This window comes from Dehalococcoides mccartyi 195, assembly GCF_000011905.1.
In the GTDB taxonomy this organism is placed as follows: Bacteria; Chloroflexota; Dehalococcoidia; order Dehalococcoidales; family Dehalococcoidaceae; genus Dehalococcoides; species Dehalococcoides mccartyi.
The window spans coordinates 318,432-335,135 of record NC_002936.3 but is presented as its reverse complement, the minus strand read 5'-3'; the positions used below and the strand labels follow the sequence as shown (position 1 = coordinate 335,135).

The following is a 16,704-nucleotide window of genomic DNA, read 5'->3' as shown; positions in this document are numbered from 1 at the left end:
AGCCCTCTCCCTGAAAAGAGAGGGCTTCTTCTTTGTTTTTCTATTCTCCGAAGCCGCTTCAGATTGCACATCTTGACTTAGACACTCTATCCAAGTAGAATAATCCTCCAGGTCATTTTTTCAAAGTAAGGGGGTGATATACAAATGGCAGACGTTAGACCCGAAAATAACGAGAGCTTTGAGAGTATGCTCAAACGCTTTAACCGCAAGGTACAGCAGGACGGCATTCTTTCTGAAGCGCGTCGCCGCACCCGCTTTGAACGCCCCCCGACCCGCCGCAAGCGTAAGGATGCCGCAAAAAGGCGTTTGGCAATAAAAGCCGCCAGAAAGGCTACCTAAAAATGCCCAATTTGAAAGAAAAGCTTGGCGAAGAGGTCAAGCTTTCTCTGCGACAAGGTGAAAAACTGAAGTGCTCTGTCCTCCGGATGCTGGTTTCAGCCATCAGCTATGCTGAAATAGCCAAGCAGAAGACCTTTACAGATGAGGAAATCTTCGGGGTAATAGCCAAGGAGATAAAGCAGCGGCGTGAAAGCATAGAAGCATATAAGCTGGCAAACCGGCCTGAGCTGGTTGAAAAAGAACAGCAGGAAATGGAAATCCTCCAGTCCTATATGCCGGAACAGATGGGCGAAGCCGAACTGACCCTGATTATTAAAAAAGTAATCTCGGAAACAGGTGCCAGCACCCCTCAGGATAAGGGGAAAGTAATGGGCAAGCTGATGCCGCTGGTAAAAGGTAAAGCGGACGGGCAAATGGTGAATAACCTGGTCACCGCACTTCTGAATAATTAAACTTAATACCCTCTAAACTAAAAAGGGAGACTTTTAAAAGTCTCCCTTTTATATTTCCTTAGTAGCCGCTTTATACTCCGCTTCCAGTCTTTGTCTCTGCTTCGGGTTTTCCAGCATATGCCAGGGCAGTTTATCTGCCAAATCAAACCTTGTTTTAGCCAAAGATGGGCTGTCCACCTCAAGTAACTTGGCTGCCCGCTTCCAGCAGGCCAGAGAGTCACCCCCCGCAGCCGCCAGCAGTTTTGAAAGACTAACATCACCCCGGGAAAGCACCGCCTGTATCTGGGACATCTCCGGGCTTTCAGCCCTGACCTCTATCCCCTGACCCTCCAGACGGAGGCGTATTATATCCAGCCGCCTTTTTACCAGCACGGCATCTTCCATACCCAGCCACTGAAACGGGGTGGAGGGCTTGGGCACAAACGGGGCAATATTCAGGCTTAATCTTACTCCCCGCCCCGCAGCAGACATAACCTGCTGGGCTTTCTCGGCCAGCTTTATCATCTCTTCTATATCTTCATCGGTCTCACCCGGCAGCCCCAGCATGAAATAAAACTTCAGCTGACGGAAGCCTTTTTCCGCCACCAAAGCCGCTGCCCGTATTATGTCATCTTCGGTTATCCCCTTGCGGATAATCCGCCGCAGCCTCTCTGAACCGGCCTCAGGTGCCATAGCCAGACTGGAAACACCCGAAAGTGCCAGTTCGCCAAGCATTTTTTCAGGCAACGGCTTTATCCGAAGTGAACTGATGCTTAAACCTACACCCATGCCCCGCAAACGGGAAATCAACTCCGTCGCCTGAGGGTGATCACTCACTACCGGCCCTACCAGGCCTATCCTCTTTCGCTCAAGCATGCCCTCTTCTGCCTGCTTCAAAAGAAGTTCCAAAGGGTGGTAACGCAGAGGGCAAAACACGCCGGCCACCAGACAGAACCGGCACTGGTGTCCGCAGCCGCGTTCCACCTCCATCAGGTACATCTCCCCCAGTTCGGTTGCTTTGCTGAAAACCGCTGTCCCCGCCCCTTGAGTAAGTTCTGCCGGAAATACCCTTTCCACCGGTTTCTCCGGGGGCACAGACGGTACATATAAACCGGGAATTTTGGCCAGCCGTTCCAGAACCAGCCCTTTGGGTTCGCCTGCTGTTTCGGCAAGCACAGGCAGCAGCTCCGGCAAAATAGCCTCAGCCTCACCTATACAAAACACATCAAAAAAATCAGCTGCCGGTGCGGGGTTAGACATTATGCAGGCCCCCCCGCCGATAACCAGCGGAAAAGTCTCGTCCCGTTCACGGGCATAGAGCGGCATACCGCAATCTGCCAGCATAGAGGGGATATTCAGAAAATCCAGTTCATAGGAAAGGGTGAATAAAACCGCCACATAGTCAGTAAAAGGGCGGCGTGACTCCACACTCAGGGTCGGGCGGCCTTTGGCGGCGCCGCCTTCCCAGAAAAACCTCTCCGCCAGATATTGAGGATAGTTATTTATCAAACGGTAAAGGGTATGAAGCCCCAGGTTTGACATCCCCACGTAATAAGAGTTGGGATAAGCAACTGCCAGCGGCAGTCTACCCCCCCAGTCCTTGATAACAACCCCGCTTTCACCGGCTACCCTCTCCGAGGAGGCATAAGAAACCCGGGTGCGTGAAAGCTCTTTACGATTCTTGAGGCGGTCTTTGCGTGCCATAATTGTTTCTTTGCTGTTTCCAGCAGTTACGCAGCAGACGCCCGTCTATAGTAATAGTTTTATCTGCTACTTTACGAAGTTCCATGGAGGTTGTTTCCTTGCCGAAAAGGGCTACCTCCACATTTTTACCGTTATCCTTGACAGCCTGCAGGGCACTTACAAAATCACTGTCACCTGCCACCAGTATAGCCGTATCAAAGTTGTTCTTGAAGCCGTGGCTCAGCATATCGGTAGACAGCAGTACATCCACCCCTTTTTCATACGGCGGGGTGGACGGCCAACCCGAATATACCAGCCTGCCCAGCCGAAGCTCCATATAGGATATCTTTTCCGGACTGCTAAAAAACTTCTTCTGGTCATTAAAGCGTTCCGGTTCTTCCTTACGGCCTACTTCGGCATTGTAATAGTAAATACGCACTAAACGCCTGCGTCCGGCAATCTTAGAGCAAAAACAGCCAAAATCTATATCAGTCCTTTGAAAATGGGACTTCAGATAATGGTACATATTGCTGCCATCTATAAATATCATCACTCTTTCAAGTGTATCTGTCATCAATCACCACCCATGTGCAATCTTAGTTCTATAATATATTATTTGAGATAAAAAAACACCTATCCTGTTTGTTGGGCAGGAGAGGTGTTTTAATACCAGAACTAATTAAACTAAAGTTAGGCCAGCAGACCGGCTACCATGACTATCATAAGATACATAAATCCAGCAGCCACCAGTACCAGAGCCAGCATATCCTTAACGTTTTCCATTTTATATTCCTCCATTATTTTTTAGCATTTAGTATAACCGCAACCGGGACAAATAAAACACCCTTCCTGATACACCAGAATACTGCCGCATTCCGGACATTGCCCGGCTATATTCCGAACCAGAGCATTAGCGCTTACGGTCTTTGCCGAACCTGCCACCGGCTGGGTATAACCATCCACATGTTTTTCCAGCACGCTGGCAATAGCATCAGCACAGCTTAACACAGCTTTGCTGTCATCCCAGGCAATGGATGGGCAGCGGATACCTCTAAGCTGTTTAACCACCGAAGCCACTTCCATACCGGAACGCAAAGCCAGCGAAATAAGCCGGCAGGTAGATTCCAGCTGGGCAGAGGCACAGCCTCCCGCTTTGCCCAGCGAGGAAAATACCTCACAAATTCCATGCTCGTCAGAGTTTACAGTAACGTAAATATATCCGCAACCCGTCGTGACCCTTTCGGTAATACCCTGGGTTACTTTGGAACGTTTGCGCGGTGCCAAATTGGGGTTAACAACCGCCGCCGGGGTCTCAATTTTATTTTCAGCCTTGCCGGTAGACATAGGCTGGTCTTCACGGCTGCCGTCACGGTAGATGGTAATGCCCTTAAGGTTGCTGTCATGAGCCATCTTGTAAACCTCAGCTACGTCACCTTCAACCGCCTCACGCGAGAAGTTTACTGTCTTGGACACAGCGTTATCAGTGCACTTCTGAAAGGCTGCCTGAATACGAACATGCCACTCCGGCACAATCTGGTGGGCAGTTACGAACAATTCTTTGGCTTCGGCCGGCACATCAGCTTCGTCCAGATGAGCCCCTTCCGCCAAAGATTTAATAAGCTCCTCGGAATAATACCCGCCTTCTTTAGCCGCCCGCTCAAAATACGGGTTAACCTCTATCATCTTGGTACCGTCCAGTATATTGCGGGTGAAGCACAGGGCAAAATGGGGCTCAATACCCGAAGAACAGCCGGCTATAATAGACAAAGTACCGGTGGGTGCAATGGTTGTGCAGGAAGCATTCCGCATGGGGCGGCCGCTCTTTTCATAAATACTCCCGCGATAAGCCGGGAACACCCCCCTCTCCACCGCCAGCTCTGAAGAGAACTTGTGGGCTTCCTCATTTACAAAGCACATTATCTCTTCTGCCAGCTTGATAGAGTTTTCCGAATTGTAAGGTATGCCCAGTTCCAAAAGCATATCCGCAAAACCCATTACCCCCAGACCAATCTTGCGGCTTTTCTTGGTCATCTCCTCAATCTGGGGCAGGGGAAATTTATTAACATCAATAACATTATCCAGGAAACGGACCGCACTCTTTACAACCCGGCTGAGCTTTTTATAATCAACCACCGCTTGGCCGCCGCTTACGGTCACCATGCGGGACAGGTTTATAGACCCCAGATTGCATGACTCATAAGGCAGCAGAGGCTGTTCACCGCAGGGATTAGTGCTTTCAATCCGCCCCAGCTGGGGAGTGGGATTATAAGCATTTATGCGGTCTATAAACACAATACCGGGGTCACCCGTCTTCCAGGCCATGTGGACAATCTTGTTAAACACCTCGGTAGCATTCAGGCGGGAAACCACCTCGCCGTTGTGGGGATTAAGCAAATCATAATCAACCCCGTCTTTGACCGCCTGCATAAATTTATCAGTAATAGCCACCGACAAATTAAAGTTTGTCAGCACCCCGGCCTTATCTTTGGCATGGATAAATTTCATGATGTCCGGGTGGTCAATACTCAAGATAGCCATATTGGCGCCCCGTCTGGTGCCGCCCTGCTTGATAACATCAGTTGCCACGTCAAAGGCACGCATGAAGGATACAGGCCCGCTGGCCACCCCTCCGGTAGTGCCCACCCGGTCCTGTTCGGGACGCAGGCGGGAAAACGAAAAGCCGGTGCCGCCGCCGCTTTTATGTATCATGGCAGTATGCTTTACGGCATCAAAAATAGACTCTATGGAATCATCTACCGGCAGCACGAAACAGGCCGAAAGCTGACCCAGTTCACGTCCGGCATTCATAAGGGTGGGGGAATTGGGCAAAAACTCCAGCCGGGTCATAATATTATAAAACTCATCCTCGCGGCTTCTTACGTCTGCCTTGGGGTTATAAATAAGCTCACCCATGGCAATAGTGCGGGCAACCCTGCGGAACATATCTTCCACTGTTTCAGAGGGTTTCCCCTGCTTGTCTTTTTTCAGATAGCGGCGTTCCAGCACGCACATGGCATTATCTGTAAGCTTCAGCCCCTCAGTTTTGGCATCAGCCTTAATTTCAGATTTAACTTGTACTTTTACCGGCATTGGTTCTTCCTCCTTGGCTTGGGTATTATTTTGGGCTTGCCTGTCCTTGCCGCCTTCCTCCAGCACCTCTTTGACCATTAAATCTATTTCGTCATCGGTGGCCAGTACCGCAGGGGCTTTTAAATCACTGGGCAGCAAATCTTCCATACCAGGTAAACCTACCGGTTTTTCCAGCTTCTTTATAAGCTGGCTGATAAGTGTTTCTATCTGGGTTCTGTCGGAAATACCCATTGAGGCCGCGGCTGCAAACATAGCCCTGGCCACGCGGTTACGATTAACCGGAGTTGGTTTCTTACCGCTTATGTGATTTACCATGTCATCTCCTCTGATATCTGGTCTTGGGGGAGACCCTGTCTTCAGGCAGCAGGCTCAGCTGCCCTTTATGTATGCCCTCATCCTGCCCGCTTACCAGATTGTCCACCACTTTTTTAAGCTGGGTAATATCGGTAAACTCGCGGTAGACACTGGCAAAGCGCACATAGGCAATATTATCCAGTGCCTTAAGCTTTTCCATAACCATATCCCCCAAAAGGGTACTGGGTATTTCAGCCTTACCCATATTGTAAAGTTCGGCCTCTATATCTCCGGCTATCTTATCCACCGCTCCGGCCGGCAAAGGGCGTTTTTCACAGGCACGCCTGAGACCGCTCAGCAATTTTTCTTTATTAAACTCCTCACGCCGCTGGTCTTTTTTCACTACAAAGAGACCGGCCGGCTGAAACCGCTCATAGGTGGTAAAGCGCTGCCCGCAAACTACACATTCGCGTCTTCGTCGTACCCCGTCATCAACATCTCTTGAGTCTATAACCTTGGTATCAGGATGGCTGCAATAAGGACAATTCACTACGCCCTCCAACACTGTATATTGTGTTGCGCAGATAGATTAACACAAGGGATAGTGGTAGTCAATACGTAAATAGTCCTATTTTTTACAAAGAAACAGGGCTGCGGTCAATGACCGCAGCCCTGCAGCAATAACTATGCCTTATTTACCAGGAAATCCTGGATGAAGGCTTGTTAGAATGGGAATCTACCGGAGGAGCAACCGGGCGGGCCCGGTTGAAAAGCGGTCTCCTCAGGAAGGACGGAACGTCCAGCTCGTCTTCTGTTTTTATGCCCTTCAGCTGGCGGGTAATGGCATCATCGCCCTCTTCTTCGGCCATGCCCATCTTGGAGACAAAACCGGTAGCAATCAGGGTGATTTTTACATTGGAACCCATGGAAGCATCAGAGGCCACACCAAAGATAATGTTGGCATCAGGGTCAACGGCCTGTTTAATTACATCCGCCGCTTCGTTAACTTCCATAAGGCTCAGGTCAGGGCCGCCCACTATATTAAAGAGAACACCCTTGGAGCCGGTGATGGAAACATCCAGCAGGGGGCTTGCCAGAGCGCTCTTGGCGGCATCTGAAGCCCTGTTTTTACCGGAACCATAACCTATAGACATCCAGGCCGGGCCGGCATCCTTCATAACGGCACGCACATCAGCAAAGTCCAGGTTAATCAAACCGGGTACGGTGATTACCTCGGAGATAGCCTGTACGCCATGGCGGAGTACATCATCAGCCATCTTAAAGGCGGCATCAACGCCGGTCTTCTGGTCACAAAGGTCCAGCAAACGGTCATTGGGGATAATAATCAGGGTATCTACCTTGCCCAGCAGACGGTTAATGCCTTCTTTGGCGGTAGAAACCCGGTGAGCGCCTTCAAAAGTGAAGGGCTTGGTAACAACGGCAATGGTCAAAGCGCCGCTTTTCTTGGACTCTTCGGCTACTATGGGAGCAGAACCGGTACCGGTACCGCCGCCCATGCCGGCAGTTACAAAAACCATATCCGCCCCGTTGACTATCTCGCGGATTTCATCACGGCTCTCTTCGGCCGCCTTCTGACCCATGTTATGGTCGCCGCCGGCGCCCAAGCCGCGGGTAACCCTTTCGCCTATCTGAAGGCGGATAGGGGCTTCGGTGATAGCCAAAGCCTGAGCATCAGTGTTGATAGCAATAAACTCAACACCCTGTATTTCTTCACGGACCATGCGGGTAACAGCATTGCAACCGCCGCCGCCACAGCCGAATACTTTAATTCTGGCGGGATTGGGAACGAAACTTGTTTTAGCCATTTTTATATTCTCCTTATATCACTCTAAATATTTACTTTACTTAGTTAGACCCGAACAAACCGGCAAAACCCTTGAGCAAGTTACGCATTCGGCCAAAGAAGCCGATATTATCCAGCCAGGATTTTTTAACCGGCTGGTGTTTGGCACCCCAGATGAGCAGGCCCACACCGGTGGCATAAGCCGGGTCATGAAGTGAATCTACAATGCCGTAAACTTTGTCAGGGTTTCCTACCCTTACCGGTATGCGCAGGATATCCCGTCCCAGAGTTTCCATACCCGCCAGATTAGAGCTGCCGCCGGTCAGTACCAGCCCTGCCGGTACCAGGCTGTCATAATCAGAGTTAGGTATCTCCAGCATGATAAGGCGGAGAACTTCCTCAACCCGGGCGCGGATAATGTCACAAAGGTCCTGATAAGAAACGCCATGGCCATCTTCGCAGATAGGGCTGGGAGATTCCATTTTAGTTTCATATACGGGCAGGACGCTGCCGTAGCGTTTCTTCATTTCCTCGGCAACGTCAAAGGGAAGGCCCAGGCCAATAGCCACATCCCGTGTCAGCTGGTAACCAGCCACCGGGATAATAGCCGTGTGCCAGATACTACCGTCTTTGAAGATGCAGATATCAGTGGTGCCGCCGCCAATATCGGCCAGGATAACACCCACCTGCTTTTCGTCTTCAGTCAGCACAGCTTCACTGGAGGCAATAGGTTCAAGCACCAGGTCATCAATATCAATGCCCAGCCCCCGAATGCACTTTACCAGATTCTGTACCGAGGTAGCGGCCGCAGTAATAATATGTGTTTCCACATCCAGCCTGAAACCATGCATACCTACCGGGTTTTTCACCCCGGATTGGCCGTCTACTGCATAAGTTCTGGGGATAACGTGGAGCAGTTTGCGGTCATTGGGGACGCTGATGTTCTGAGCGGTAGCCATAACCCGCTTCAGGTCATCACTTCTTACCAGACGGTCATTCCTGGTAATAGCCACCACACCCCTGTTGTTCATAGAGGCCACGTGGCGTCCGGTTACGCCTACATAGGCGGACTCAACCTTGTATCCGGAAGCCTGCTCCGCTTTACGGATAGACTCCCTGATGGACTCCCGTGCGTCATTGATGTTTACTACCAAGCCTTTATGTAAACCCTGCGAAGGGCCTATGCCAACACCCACTACGTTGACACCGCCCACAGGATTTACTTCGGCAATTATGGTACAGATCTTGGTAGTGCCGACATCAATCGCTGTAACGATTCTGTTTTTCATATATCTCCCTCCATTTGCAAAACCGTGTATCTAAAAATCCCTTACGGGAACGTTATTCCTTTGCGCACATCAGCTGCCTCCCCTCTGGACCACCCCCTTATGTTTAGCCTGTCCGTACCGAACAGAGCCAGTTTCGCTGACATGATTAACTAATCCCTTAGCCCGGCTGTGAAAAAAACGCCCCTCGCCGGGTTGTATAATCCGTTCCGCCACCCGCATCTTGGCACTCCGGCTACGCGGGTTTCGGGATATTTCCTCATCCGAAGGGGTAATTACCCTGCGGTTTATCAGCCTAAGTGAAGGCTTGTGGTTGCAAACACACTGGGGTATATCATCAGGGCAGATACAGCCCTTGGCTTCTTTCTGGAAATACTGCTTTACAATACGGTCTTCAAGCGAATGGTAGCTTATCACTACCAGCCGCCCGCCATGTCCCAAAAGGCTCTGAGCCTGTGCAAGGGCACTCTCAAGGTGCGAAAGCTCTTCGTTTACCGCTATCCGCAAAGCCTGGAAAGTCCGGGTAGCAGGATGAATCCGCCCGTGACGCCCCCCAACCGCTTTTTCTATGACAGACGCCAATTCGGTAGTTGTTTTAAACGGTCTTTTCTCTAAAATAGCCCTGGCAATCCGCCGGCTGAAAGGCTCTTCACCGTATTTCCAGATTAAATCTGACAGCCCGGCAAGGTCATAAGTATTAACGATATCCGCCGCCGATAGCTCCTGGCCGGGTGAAAAACGCATATCCAGCGGGGCTTCGGTCTGAAAACTGAACCCGGATTCCTCCCGGTCAAGCTGCATGGAAGAAAGCCCCAAATCAAATAAAATGCCATGCACCGGCATATATTCATACCGCTGGCATATATCTTTCAGATTGGCAAAGTTGTCATTTACCAGTAAAACCGAACTGCCGAAACACTTAAGCCGTTCGGCAGCCAAAGCAATAGCCTTGGGGTCTGCATCTATAGATAAAAGCTGTCCGCCGGGGTAACTGTGCTCCAAAATAGCTTCTGAGTGACCGCCAGCCCCCAAAGTGCAATCCACATAACGGCCGCCGGGTATAACCCCCAGCCCCTGTATGGACTCCTCCAGCATAACCGGTATGTGAGGATACTCAGTCACTTCCGCCTAGTTCCCCTCAAGCGTTTCTATTATCTGCCAGGCCTGCTCCTGGCTGGCCTTCTTCTCAGACTCCCAGGTCTCTTTATCCCATATCTCTATATAATTGTTGACACCCGCCACAATAACCTCTATATTAACCCCAGCATAGCTTTTTAAGGGTGCAGGCAGGGTCAGGCGGCCTTGGGCATCCAGATTAACATCAAAAGCCAAAGCGAAAAGAGCCCTGTTTAGGCGGCGCATCTTGCTGGGAGCAACTGTAGTACTCTTCAGGCTTTCAGACAGTTTTTTCCATTCACACAGGGGGTAAGCGTAAATGCATTTCTCACCGGTGCCGGGGGCAAGTATCAAGCCGTCCTTCATGCTGGGCCTGATGCCCGGAGGCAAAGGGAAACGCCCCTTTTCGTCCAGCTTGTACTCAAATTCTCCAAAAAACATTCTCTTAAGTACTCTCTCCCCGACTTACCACATTACCCCACTTTTTCCCATTCTATAAGCCAACACCCCCATTGTCAAGCCTTTGAAAATATATTTTTATATACCTTTTTGGCTTTTGGGTCTGGCCAAAAGGGTATGCTAAAATAGAACAGCGTCAAGGGGTAAAAATAGGAGAGAAAAGCTTGAAAATAGACGTGTTAACCCTTTTTCCGGAGATGTTTCAGTCCCCTTTTGAAGAGAGCATTTTCAAGCGGGCAGCGGACAAAAATCTGGTAAGGTTAGAAATACATAACTTCAGGGATTTCAGCCATGACAAGCACCATGCGGTAGATGATACCCCTTACGGAGGCGGTGCCGGCATGCTGCTTAAGCCCGAACCTTTGTTTGAGGCAGTAGAGGCGGTCATGGAAAAAGACCCCACCCCTGCCCCGGTAATTCTCCTTTCCCCGCAGGGACGCACCTTCAACCAATCTGTCGCCCGCGAACTGGCAAACCACCAGCGGCTGATTATAATCTGCGGCCATTACGAGGGCTTTGACGAACGGGTGCGGGAGCATCTGGCCACCGACGAAATAAGCATAGGTGATTTTGTACTGACCGGCGGGGAACTGGCCGCCATGGTAGTTATAGATGCGGTTTCCCGCCTGATACCCGGCGTACTTGGTTCAGACGACTCCTCAGAATCAGACTCGCACTCAAACGGTCTTCTGGAACACCCCCATTACACCCGTCCCCCGGTATTCAGGGGCTGGGATATTCCGGAGGTACTTCTTTCCGGCAATCACGCCCGGATAGACCGCTGGCGGCGTAAAGAATCTCTGCGGCGTACCTTGAAAAGACGCCCGGATATGCTTGAAAAAATAACCCTTTCTAAAGCAGACCGCAAGCTGATAGATGAAATACTGGCCGAAGAAAACCCCAAAGATTAAAACCCGGTATTATATATAAGGTATGCAACCACCCCGCATCCCCCCTGCCAAACCCGCGCACTTGATTATGAAATGGGTTTGTGTTTTAATATTCCGTTGATATTTAAAGGAGTTTTTACCGCCATGGAAGAGACTGTTAATAATCAGGAAACCCCTGAAACCAGTGAAGAAGAAACCGCAGATGAAGAAACAGTTGCTGTAGAAAATACCGCCGCCGGAAAAGTTCTGCCGAGCTTCGGCCCCGGTGATACCATAAAAGTACACGCCCGCATCAAAGAAGGCGACAAAGAGCGCATTCAGATGTTTCAGGGCGTAGTCCTCAAGGTCAAGCAGGCCGCTGACGGCGGCAATTTCACCGTCCGCCGCATCAGCTACGGCGTAGGCGTTGAGCGCACCTTCCCCTTCCTCTCACCCAATGTTACCAAGGTGGAGGTTATTAAAAGAGGCAGAGTACGCCGTGCCCGCCTGTTCTACCTGCGCAAGCTTTCCGGAAAAGCCGCCCGCATTAAAGAAGTTAAACAAACACCCTCTTAAGCTCTCTTAGGGGGTATAAAATTGGCTTTTGCCGAACTGGCCGTACACACTCCGGTACTTAGACCGGGCAGTTTTTCCTACTCTATACCAGCGGGGTTAGAAATAAAACCCGGTCAGGCAGTCTGGGCTCCTTTCGGGCCTAAAATAGTTCAGGGCATAGTCCTTGAAGTAACTGAAGAGCCGGCATTCGGGCAAACACGTGAAATCTGCGGCGTTATCTCTGATACGCCGCTTCTTTCTTTTCACCAGCTGAACCTGGCCAAGTGGATAAGCCAAACCTATTTATCCAGTATTTACGAAGCAGTAGCCCTCATGCTGCCGCCGTCTTTTGAACGCCAAAGCCTGGCCTATATCAGCCTGGAGTCCAGCCCGCCGGCTGCAGCAAAAAACCCGTCTGAAACCCTAAGCCCAAACATGCAAAAAATATTTGACCGGCTAAAGGCCAAAGACATCACCCCCCAAAACGAACTGGAAAAAATATTCGGCAAGAAAACCGCTCAAAGTGCCATACTTAAACTTATAAACCAGGGGCTAGTCAAACGCACCTACCGGATAAGCCCGGTCAGGGCAAAGACCAAATTTGAAAAACATTTCCGCCTTAGCGTGCAGGCACTGGCATTTATTAAAAACCAGACCCTGCCAAAATTACCCCCCCGCCAGACTCAGGTTTTTAATCATATTAAAGAAAACCCCGGGGGCATTTCCAAAAGCGGGTTAAATCTGCTGGTGAAAAATAATTCGGCCGTCTTAAAGACTCTTGAGCAAAAGGGTCTGGTAAGTACCGAGGAACGCCAGATATTCCGCCATCCTGTAGATTACAGCCGGATACCTCCTCTGCCGCACCTTGAGCTAAGCCCACCCCAGAAAAAGTGCCTTGAGTTCATCACCCGTTCACTGAATACCCCGCCCGAAGATGACCAAAATCCCCGTACCTTTTTACTGCATGGCATAACCGGCAGCGGTAAAACCGAAATATACCTGCAGGCACTAGCTGAAAGCCTGCGTCTGGGCAAAAAGGCTATAGTACTGGTACCTGAAATCTCCCTTACCCCCCAGACTATCGCCCGTTTTGCGGGGCGTTTCCCCGGCCAAATAGCCGTTCTTCACAGCCGCCTCAGTCCCGGTGAACAGTTTGACGAATGGCAAAGGATAAAAAACGGTCAGGCTGACATTGTAATCGGACCCAGAAGCGCCCTGTTTGCCCCGCTGGACAAACCGGGCATTATTATCATAGACGAAGAGCACGAATGGACCTATAAACAGCAGGACCCCCAACCCCGTTATCATACCCGTACGGTGGCTAATAAAATGGCTGAAGAGTACGGTGCAGTGCTGGTACTGGGGAGTGCCACCCCGGATGTTGACAGCTATTTCAAAGCCCAAAAAGGAATCTATCAGTTACTGGAACTGCCCGAACGCCTGACCCCCTACCGGGGTGCTTCCCTGCCTAAAACAGAGCTGGTAGATATGCGTACCGAACTCTCCGAAGGCAACCGCAGCATCTTCTCCCGTAACCTGCAGACCTCTATTGAAAAAGTACTGGCAAACCATGAGCAGGCCATTTTATTCATAAACCGCCGGGGCGGTGCCAGTTTTATCCAGTGCCGTGACTGCGGCTATGTAGCTATGTGCAAAAGCTGTGATGCCCCGCTTACATACCACCCCGACCAGGAAAATCTGGTCTGCCACCAGTGCGGCAGGCACTACCCAAACCCCCTCACCTGCCCGGTCTGCGGCAGCCGCCGGATTAAATACCTGGGAATGGGTACCCAGAAACTGGAGGAAGAAACAAGACTGGCTTTCCCCCAGGCAAGGCTGCTTCGCTGGGATAGTGATGTCATAAAAGGCAAAAACACCCACCAGCAAATAATGGATAGATTCAGCTGCCACCAGGCAGATATACTTATCGGCACACAGATGGTAGCCAAAGGGCTGGACCTGCCGGATGTTACTTTAGTAGGGGTAATAAATGCGGATATCAGCCTGAACCTGCCTGATTTCAGGGCAGGCGAACGCACTTTTCAGCTGCTGGCCCAGGTAGCCGGGCGGGCAGGCCGGGGTATATCAGGAGGGAAAGTAGTCATCCAGACCTACAGCCCTGAAAACTATGCCATCCGGTCAGCTGTCTGCCATGACTATCCGGGTTTTTATGCCAAAGAAATAGTCTACCGCCAGGCACTGAATAACCCTCCCTTCCGGAAACTGGCCTGTCTGGTATTCAGCCATTTGAACCATGACTTTTGTCAGCAGCAGGCCAAACTTATGGCTAAAACCCTTCGGGAAAAAGCGGAGGCCGTTGGGCTAGGCAATCTGGAAATTTTAGGACCGGCACCTGCCTTTATCCAGCGTCTGCGGGGACGTTATAGATACCAGCTAATCCTGCGTTCGCCCAACCCGTCAGAGTTCCTCAGAGAGATAAATCCGGGACAGGGCTGGAGTATTGATATTGACCCTTATGGTTTATGTTAAATATTTTAAAGCCCTTTAAAAAAGACAGGGAGGTCTTTTTTGCCATGAAATAAGCCTTAAATACCCTCAAACAGTATGCAATTTGTATAAATATGCAGGTAAAGAATACATATTTTGACACTTGCCTTTCAGTGGTATACATTGTACAAAGCTCATATATTGACATCTGGCATATAAGCGGCCGTTATCGTATAATACTATTGTATCTTTATCATATTCAGTCCTTACCCGAATTATATCTAAGGCAGGAAGATCATGAGTAAAGCCACATCACCAAATGGCTGGGCAGACCTTGGAGAGATAATCCGCCAGCAAAGGGTAAAAATACCGCTTACCCTGCAAGAACTGGCTTCTAAAACCAGCGTCTCCCCCTCGCATCTGGGGCGCATTGAGCGCGGCGAGCGTTTTCCGTCTGCCAGAATACTCAAACGAATTGCCCGTCCGTTGGGTTTTGAAGAGGACGAGTTATTCACTCTGGCCGGATATCTTACCCCCCAGAAGGACAGCATCTCGGAAATGGAAGCGGAATATATCTCTACCCCCAGACAGCTTGACCCTTACGTAGCCAAAGTACTGGCCCAGGAGCCTATTGAACTGCAAAGGGCGGTTATTGCCATTCTGGCCATGCTGAAAAGTATCTCCAAATCCATGACCTAGCCGGATAAATTTGTCCCGCAAAATACAGGTCTGCTGCTATCAGCCAGTAAAGGCTCTTCCCGGCGGCTACCCAAAGCTATCCAAACGTAATTTTCTTGATATTGAAGATACGTTCGGAGTATAGTTTAGTAGATTTTTGGGTGAAGGCCGTGACGAATAAAAACCTGCTGCTCCGTATTGATAAAAAAACCGCCGCCCTGCTTGAAGACCTCCGCCGTTTATTTTCAGAAGAAGCTAGCGAAGTCTATCTGGTAGGCGGTTTTTTGCGTAATCTGATACTTAAAAAACCCACTGCCGATATTGACCTGTGCATCACCGGCAGCGGACAAGCCGCTTCTGCCAAAATCTCCGGTTATTTCAAAGCCCCTCAGGTGGTGCTGGATGCCGGAAATGACGTCTTTAGAGTAATCCTGCCCGCTTTTCAGCTGGATATCTCCGGCACGGCAGATATTACTGCCAACCTCACCCGGCGTGATTTCAAACTTAACGCCATGGCCGCACCCTTGTCGGCGGTACATCAGGGCAGCCTGCCGGTACAGGCCATAATTGACCCCATGCAGGGGCTGCCGGATATTGAAAACCGGGTTATACGGGTAACCTCAGCAGATGTATTCAGTGCTGACCCCATCAGGCTGTTAAGGGCTATCCGCTTATCAGCCGAACTTGGCTTTGCACTTGACGGGCAAACCCAAAGCCTTATCACCACCCATGCCGCCCTGATATCAACCGTTGCCGGTGAGAGAATTCGGGAAGAACTGCTGAAACTGCTTGAAACCAGCCAGCCCGGCATCTGGGAAAAGTGCCTTGAGCTGGGGCTGCTGCTAAACATATTCCCTGAGCTTACTCCCTGCTGCCGCCACCCCCAGCCCTATGAACACACCTGGGATGTGCTGGAACACTCCATAAAAACCATTTATGCACTTGATGCCATACTGGGCAGGTCTGTCTGGCCTTACCAGAACCCTGAAATCATCACCGCAATCTACCGCGAAAGCGGCTTTAAAAAATATTTTGCAGGGAAAATAAGCGGCACTTCCAGTATCCGCACCTTAACCAAACTGGCCGCTCTGCTGCACGATATCGCCAAACCCCAGACCCGCAGCACCGACCCGGACGGGCGGATACGTTTTACCGGACACCCGCTGGAAGGCAGCCGCTTAAGCAGCCAGATACTCACCCGCCTGCGTTTTTCAAAAAAAGAAATTTTAATGGTAGAAAAAATGGTTTGCTACCATCTGCGCCCGGTTCAAATGAACCCTGACGGCCAGTTACCCTCCGCAAAAGCTATTTACCGCTATTTCCGTGACCTAGGGGAAGCCGCCGAATCTACCCTTTATCTGAGTCTGGCAGACCATTTGGCAACAGACGGGCCGAATTTGATGGTGGCAAATTGGCAAGAACATGTTAATATAGTAGCGCATATTTTATCGGAGCAGAAAAAACAGCTTACCAGGCTTGTTCCGAAACGTCTGGTGACCGGCACCGACCTGATAGAGCGTTTTAACCTCAGGCCGGGACCCCGGATAAAAACCCTGCTGGGTGAAATTACCGAGGCCCAGGCGGCCGGTGAAATAAAAAACCGCCAGGAGGCCTTTAAATTTATCAGCCAAAGGCTTGAAGGACAAGCCTGA

General features: G+C 50.4%; 15 protein-coding genes. 7 read left to right on the top strand and 8 right to left on the bottom strand.

The features are described 5' to 3' along the window. The first annotated feature begins 144 nt into the window (after positions 1 to 144). The gene (gene rpsU / locus DET_RS01965) at positions 145 to 339 is read left to right on the top strand and encodes a 30S ribosomal protein S21 (RefSeq protein WP_010936130.1); all 195 of its coding nucleotides are present in this window, start codon (positions 145 to 147) and stop codon (positions 337 to 339) included. A gap of 2 nt (positions 340 to 341) precedes the next feature. Next, positions 342 to 791, top strand: a complete 450-nt coding sequence (locus DET_RS01960) for a GatB/YqeY domain-containing protein (RefSeq protein ID WP_010936129.1) — start codon at positions 342 to 344, stop codon at positions 789 to 791. A gap of 48 nt (positions 792 to 839) precedes the next feature. Here the strand turns inward: DET_RS01960 and DET_RS01955 are convergent, their stop codons facing one another. The 8 genes from DET_RS01955 to mraZ all read right to left on the bottom strand — a co-directional run bounded on the left by DET_RS01955 (position 840) and on the right by mraZ (position 10,484). Further along, entirely contained in the window at positions 840 to 2,474 is a 1,635-nt protein-coding gene (locus tag DET_RS01955) for a radical SAM protein (protein ID WP_010936128.1), read from the bottom strand. After that, a complete protein-coding gene (locus tag DET_RS01950; RefSeq protein WP_010936127.1) occupies positions 2,443 to 3,027 on the bottom strand; it encodes an NYN domain-containing protein in 585 nt (194 codons plus the stop codon). The genes DET_RS01955 and DET_RS01950 overlap by 32 nt, the downstream gene beginning before the upstream one ends. A gap of 230 nt (positions 3,028 to 3,257) precedes the next feature. Next, a complete protein-coding gene (locus tag DET_RS01945) occupies positions 3,258 to 5,543 on the bottom strand; it encodes a vitamin B12-dependent ribonucleotide reductase (protein ID WP_010936125.1) in 2,286 nt (761 codons plus the stop codon). 316 nt (positions 5,544 to 5,859) lie between these two features. Continuing rightward, positions 5,860 to 6,387 carry a transcriptional regulator NrdR gene (nrdR, locus tag DET_RS01940; protein WP_010936124.1) on the bottom strand — a complete coding sequence of 176 codons (528 nt, stop codon included), beginning with the start codon at positions 6,385 to 6,387 and terminating at the stop codon, positions 5,860 to 5,862. A gap of 145 nt (positions 6,388 to 6,532) precedes the next feature. Then, a complete protein-coding gene (gene ftsZ / locus DET_RS01935; RefSeq protein WP_010936123.1) occupies positions 6,533 to 7,663 on the bottom strand; it encodes a cell division protein FtsZ in 1,131 nt (376 codons plus the stop codon). Positions 7,664 to 7,703: 40 nt separating this feature from the next. Beyond that, the gene (gene ftsA / locus DET_RS01930) at positions 7,704 to 8,930 is read right to left on the bottom strand and encodes a cell division protein FtsA (protein ID WP_010936122.1); all 1,227 of its coding nucleotides are present in this window, start codon (positions 8,928 to 8,930) and stop codon (positions 7,704 to 7,706) included. Between the two features lie 69 nt (positions 8,931 to 8,999). Continuing rightward, positions 9,000 to 10,049 carry a 16S rRNA (cytosine(1402)-N(4))-methyltransferase RsmH gene (gene rsmH, locus DET_RS01925; RefSeq protein ID WP_010936121.1) on the bottom strand — a complete coding sequence of 350 codons (1,050 nt, stop codon included), beginning with the start codon at positions 10,047 to 10,049 and terminating at the stop codon, positions 9,000 to 9,002. 6 nt (positions 10,050 to 10,055) lie between these two features. After that, positions 10,056 to 10,484, bottom strand: coding sequence for a division/cell wall cluster transcriptional repressor MraZ (mraZ, locus tag DET_RS01920; RefSeq protein WP_010936120.1), 429 nt, complete (start codon positions 10,482 to 10,484; stop codon positions 10,056 to 10,058). Positions 10,485 to 10,666: 182 nt separating this feature from the next. On the opposite strand from mraZ, the gene trmD reads away from it, so the two are divergent. The 5 genes from trmD (at position 10,667) to DET_RS01895 (ending at position 16,704) form a co-directional block, all read left to right on the top strand. Continuing rightward, positions 10,667 to 11,413 (top strand): tRNA (guanosine(37)-N1)-methyltransferase TrmD, encoded by a 747-nt coding sequence (gene trmD / locus DET_RS01915; RefSeq protein ID WP_010936119.1) that lies wholly within the window; start codon positions 10,667 to 10,669, stop codon positions 11,411 to 11,413. Positions 11,414 to 11,536: 123 nt separating this feature from the next. Continuing rightward, a complete protein-coding gene (gene rplS / locus DET_RS01910; protein ID WP_010936118.1) occupies positions 11,537 to 11,947 on the top strand; it encodes a 50S ribosomal protein L19 in 411 nt (136 codons plus the stop codon). A gap of 21 nt (positions 11,948 to 11,968) precedes the next feature. Beyond that, positions 11,969 to 14,416: a primosomal protein N' gene (gene priA, locus DET_RS01905; RefSeq protein WP_010936117.1), complete on the top strand. Its 2,448-nt coding sequence runs from the start codon at positions 11,969 to 11,971 to the stop codon at positions 14,414 to 14,416. A gap of 255 nt (positions 14,417 to 14,671) precedes the next feature. Then, positions 14,672 to 15,073: a helix-turn-helix domain-containing protein gene (locus tag DET_RS01900; protein ID WP_010936116.1), complete on the top strand. Its 402-nt coding sequence runs from the start codon at positions 14,672 to 14,674 to the stop codon at positions 15,071 to 15,073. A 149-nt stretch (positions 15,074 to 15,222) separates the two neighbouring features. After that, the gene (locus DET_RS01895; RefSeq protein ID WP_010936114.1) at positions 15,223 to 16,704 is read left to right on the top strand and encodes an HD domain-containing protein; all 1,482 of its coding nucleotides are present in this window, start codon (positions 15,223 to 15,225) and stop codon (positions 16,702 to 16,704) included.

Coding starts and splice junctions, on each gene's coding strand:
- rpsU (WP_010936130.1), top strand. CDS start 145: ATGGCAGACGTTAGACCCGAAAATAACGAGAGCTTTGAGAGTATGCTC.
- rplS (WP_010936118.1), top strand. CDS start 11,537: ATGGAAGAGACTGTTAATAATCAGGAAACCCCTGAAACCAGTGAAGAA.
- DET_RS01900 (WP_010936116.1), top strand. CDS start 14,672: ATGAGTAAAGCCACATCACCAAATGGCTGGGCAGACCTTGGAGAGATA.
- ftsA (WP_010936122.1), bottom strand. CDS start 8,930: ATGAAAAACAGAATCGTTACAGCGATTGATGTCGGCACTACCAAGATC.
- DET_RS01955 (WP_010936128.1), bottom strand. CDS start 2,474: ATGGCACGCAAAGACCGCCTCAAGAATCGTAAAGAGCTTTCACGCACC.
- DET_RS01945 (WP_010936125.1), bottom strand. CDS start 5,543: ATGCCGGTAAAAGTACAAGTTAAATCTGAAATTAAGGCTGATGCCAAA.
- DET_RS01950 (WP_010936127.1), bottom strand. CDS start 3,027: ATGACAGATACACTTGAAAGAGTGATGATATTTATAGATGGCAGCAAT.
- mraZ (WP_010936120.1), bottom strand. CDS start 10,484: ATGTTTTTTGGAGAATTTGAGTACAAGCTGGACGAAAAGGGGCGTTTC.
- ftsZ (WP_010936123.1), bottom strand. CDS start 7,663: ATGGCTAAAACAAGTTTCGTTCCCAATCCCGCCAGAATTAAAGTATTC.
- DET_RS01960 (WP_010936129.1), top strand. CDS start 342: ATGCCCAATTTGAAAGAAAAGCTTGGCGAAGAGGTCAAGCTTTCTCTG.